The organism is Streptomyces ossamyceticus, from assembly GCF_001418475.1.
GTDB lineage: Bacteria > Actinomycetota > Actinomycetes > Streptomycetales > Streptomycetaceae > Streptomyces > Streptomyces ossamyceticus.
Genome location: NZ_LIQX01000219.1, coordinates 1 through 3,575, shown reverse-complemented (window position 1 = coordinate 3,575; position 3,575 = coordinate 1). Strand labels below are relative to the sequence as shown.

General features: G+C 70.2%; 3 protein-coding genes. All 3 read right to left on the bottom strand.

What is annotated here, in order from left to right; genetic code table 11:
- A partial coding sequence (locus AOK15_RS43980) for a hypothetical protein (protein ID WP_205632155.1) occupies positions 1–186 on the bottom strand: 186 nt, incomplete at its 3' end.
- A gap of 99 nt (positions 187–285) precedes the next feature.
- Positions 286–1,788, bottom strand: coding sequence for a maltokinase N-terminal cap-like domain-containing protein (locus AOK15_RS17485; protein ID WP_055517814.1), 1,503 nt, complete (start codon positions 1,786–1,788; stop codon positions 286–288).
- A gap of 92 nt (positions 1,789–1,880) precedes the next feature.
- On the bottom strand, positions 1,881–3,575 hold a 1,695-nt coding region (treS, locus tag AOK15_RS17480), incomplete at its 5' end, for a maltose alpha-D-glucosyltransferase (protein WP_055517812.1).

Below are 3,575 nucleotides of genomic sequence, written 5' to 3'. Positions count from 1 at the left end.
GGTCCCGGCCTTGGAGGCCGTCGCCGGCTTCGCCGCCGCGGTCGTCTTCTTCGCCGTCGCCTTCTTGGCCGAGGTCTTCTTCGTGGCCGTCTTCCGGGCAGCCGTCTTCTTCACCGGGGCGGGCGCCTGTGCGGCGTCGCTGCCGGTGTTCTGCGTGCTGTCGTCGGACGGCGGGCGGGGAGTCACAGGGACGGCCTCCTCGGCGGGTTGTGCAGGGTGGTGAGGGGTGGGCGGAGCGGGTGCTCGGCCCTCGGACAGGGCACAACGGGTTCAGGACAGGTCAAGTCACGTCGTGGCGGGGCCGGTGTCGGTGGCCAGGCGGTGGATCGCCGCCATCGGCACCGCGAGCCAGTCGGGGCGGTGCCGGGCCTCGTAGACGACCTCGTACACCGCCTTGTCGGTCTCGTACGCGCGCAACAGCACGGGGTCGGTCCGCGGATCCGCCCCGGAGGCGTCCGCGTACCCGGAGCAGTAGGCGGCCCGGCAGGCGGACGCCCAGTCGGCGGCCGGGGGCCGCAGGGAGTGGGCGGCGTAGTCGAAGGAGCGGAGCATCCCGGCGACGTCACGGGCGACGGGCTGCGGCATACGGCGCTCGGCCAGCGGCTTCGACGGCTCGCCCTCGAAATCTATGAGGGACCACTCGCCGCCGCCGCTGCGCCGTGCGTCGACCTCCATGGGCGACCGCAGGCACTGGCCGAGGTGGAGGTCGCCGTGGATGCGCTGTGCCGTCCAGGTGTGCCCCTCGGCGGCCAGGTCGGCGAGGGCGTCGAAGGCGGTGCGCAGACCGGAGGCGTACGGGCGCAGGGCCGGTACCGCCTGCGCCGCGGCCTCCAGCCGCTCGGTCATCCCGTCGACCAGCGACTCCACCTGGGGCCGCCCCAGGGTGACCGTGGGCAGGGCCTCGGCGAGGGCCGCGTGGACCTCGGCGGTGGCCCGGCCCAGCGCCCGTGCCTCTCCGGTGAAGTCCTCACCCTTGGCCAGCATGCTCAGTGCCAGCTCCCACCCGTCGGCCGCGCCCTTGAGGTACGGCTGGAGCACCCCGAGGACATGGGTTTCCGGGTCGGCGCTCGGACCCAGGTCGGCGGTCATCCAGGCGGCGGGCGCCGGCACGCGGGGGCACCGCGCGCGCGACAGTGCCAGCGGGAGTTCGAGGTCGGGGTTCGCGCCGGGCACGACCCGGCGGAAGAGCTTCAGGATGAACGTATCTCCGTAGACCACGGACGAGTTGGACTGCTCCGACGTGACCAGGCGCGGCACCAGCCCTTCCGGTAGGGCCAGCCGTGTGTCTCGCGCGCAGCGCAGATCCCCTATGCGGGCCTGTGTCCGGAGCGCTTCGAGGAGGACGTCGGCCAGGCGCGGGTCGTGGAGCGCCTCGTACACGGTCCGTCCGGCCAGCGGCCCGTCGGTGACGTGCCCGATCAGCGCGGGCGCCAGATGCGGCGGCAGTGTCTCGCGGACACCGAGGAGCAGTTGATAGCAGTCGCCGGGCTGGACGGGCGCGCCCTGCGACGGCACCAGTGGTTGGTGGGCGCGGACGAGGAGGTGCAGGAGTCCCGCCTTGGCGCCGCCCGACCGGGAGTCGTCGGGCCGCCCGCCCACGGGGAGCAGTTCGGTGGCCGCCACCAGTCCGAACCCGGCCACCGGCCGCCCCTTCCCCGCGAACCACCGCTGCCGTGGCAGCCACTCCCTCAGCAGTGGCTCCAGCGAGGTGAGCAGCCCGGGCATCGGTGGGGCGGCGGGCTGCGGACCAGGACTTGTCGCGGTGGAGTGCGTGGCGGCTTCCGACATGGCGTCGCGTCCTTTCCCCGGGGGCGGGGTGTTCCTGTTTGCGTGCCCCGGGCGGGCCGGGGGAAACCGGCCCGCCCGGGGGTTCCGGTCGGTTACACGGCGTCCTTCCGCAGGCGGAACCAGTAGAAGCCGTGGCCCGCGAGGGTGAGCAGATAGGGGAGTTCACCGATGGCGGGGAAACGGACCTGGCCGATGAGTTCGACGGGGTGGCGTCCGTCGTAGGCGCTCAGGTCGAGTTCGGTGGGCTGCGCGAACCGGGAGAAGTTGTTCACGCACAGCACCAGGTCGTCCCCGCGGCCCCCGGTCGAGGGCGCCTCCCGCAGATACGCCAGCACCGCCGGGTTGGACGACGGCAACTCGGTGTAGGTGCCGAGCCCGAAGGCGGGGTTCTGTTTGCGGATCTCGATCATGCGGCGGGTCCAGTGCAGCAGCGACGAGGGTGAGGACATCGAGGCCTCGACGTTGGTGACCTGGTAGCCGTAGACCGGATCCATGATCGTCGGCAGGTACAGCTTCCCCGGGTCGCAGGAGGAGAAGCCGGCGTTGCGGTCCGGGGTCCACTGCATCGGCGTGCGGACGGAGTCCCGGTCGCCGAGCCAGATGTTGTCGCCCATGCCGATCTCGTCGCCGTAGTAGAGGATCGGCGAGCCGGGCAGGGACAGCAGCAGGGCGGTGAACAGCTCGATCTGGTTGCGGTCGTTGTCCAGCAGGGGGGCGAGGCGGCGGCGGATGCCGATGTTGGCGCGCATGCGCGGGTCCTTGGCGTACTCCGCGTACATGTAGTCGCGTTCCTCGTCGGTGACCATTTCGAGGGTGAGCTCGTCGTGGTTGCGCAGGAAGATGCCCCACTGGCAGTTCGAGGGGATCGCGGGCGTCTTGGCGAGGATCTCCGAGACGGGGTAGCGCGATTCCCTGCGGACCGCCATGAAGATCCTCGGCATGACGGGGAAGTGGAACGCCATGTGGCATTCGTCGCCGCCGCTGGTGTAGTCGCCGAAGTAGTCGACCACGTCCTCCGGCCACTGGTTCGCCTCGGCCAGCAGCACCGTGTCGGGGTAGTGGGCGTCGATCTCCTTGCGGACCCGCTTCAGGAACTCATGGGTCGCCGGAAGGTTTTCGCAGTTGGTGCCCTCCTGCTGGTACAGGTACGGCACGGCGTCCAGGCGGAAACCGTCGATGCCCAGGTCCAGCCAGAACCGCAGCGCCGAGATCATCTCCTCCTGGACGGCCGGGTTCTCGTAGTTGAGGTCCGGTTGGTGGGCGAAGAAGCGGTGCCAGAAGTACTGCTTGCGGACGGGGTCGAAGGTCCAGTTGGAGACTTCGGTGTCGACGAAGATGATGCGGGCGTCCTGGTACTGCTTGTCGTCGTCGGCCCAGACGTAGTAGTCGCCGTAGGGGCCGTCGGGGTCCTTGCGGGACTCCTGGAACCACGGGTGCTGGTCGCTGGTGTGGTTCATGACGAAGTCGATGATGACGCGCATGCCGCGCTGGTGGGCGGCGTCGACGAACTCGACGAAGTCGGCCAGGTCGCCGAACTCGGGGAGGACGGCGGTGTAGTCGGAGACGTCGTAGCCGCCGTCCCTGAGGGGGGACTTGAAGAAGGGCGGGAGCCAGATGCAGTCGATGCCCAGCCACTGCAGATAGTCGAGTTTCGCGGTCAGGCCCTTGAGGTCGCCGATGCCGTCGCCGTTGCTGTCCTGGAAGGACCGGACGAGGACCTCGTAGAAGACGGCGCGTTTGAACCACTCCGGGTCCCGGTCCTTCTGCGGTGTGTCCTCGAAGGTGTC

Coding starts and splice junctions, on each gene's coding strand:
- AOK15_RS17485 (WP_055517814.1), bottom strand. CDS start 1,788: ATGTCGGAAGCCGCCACGCACTCCACCGCGACAAGTCCTGGTCCGCAG.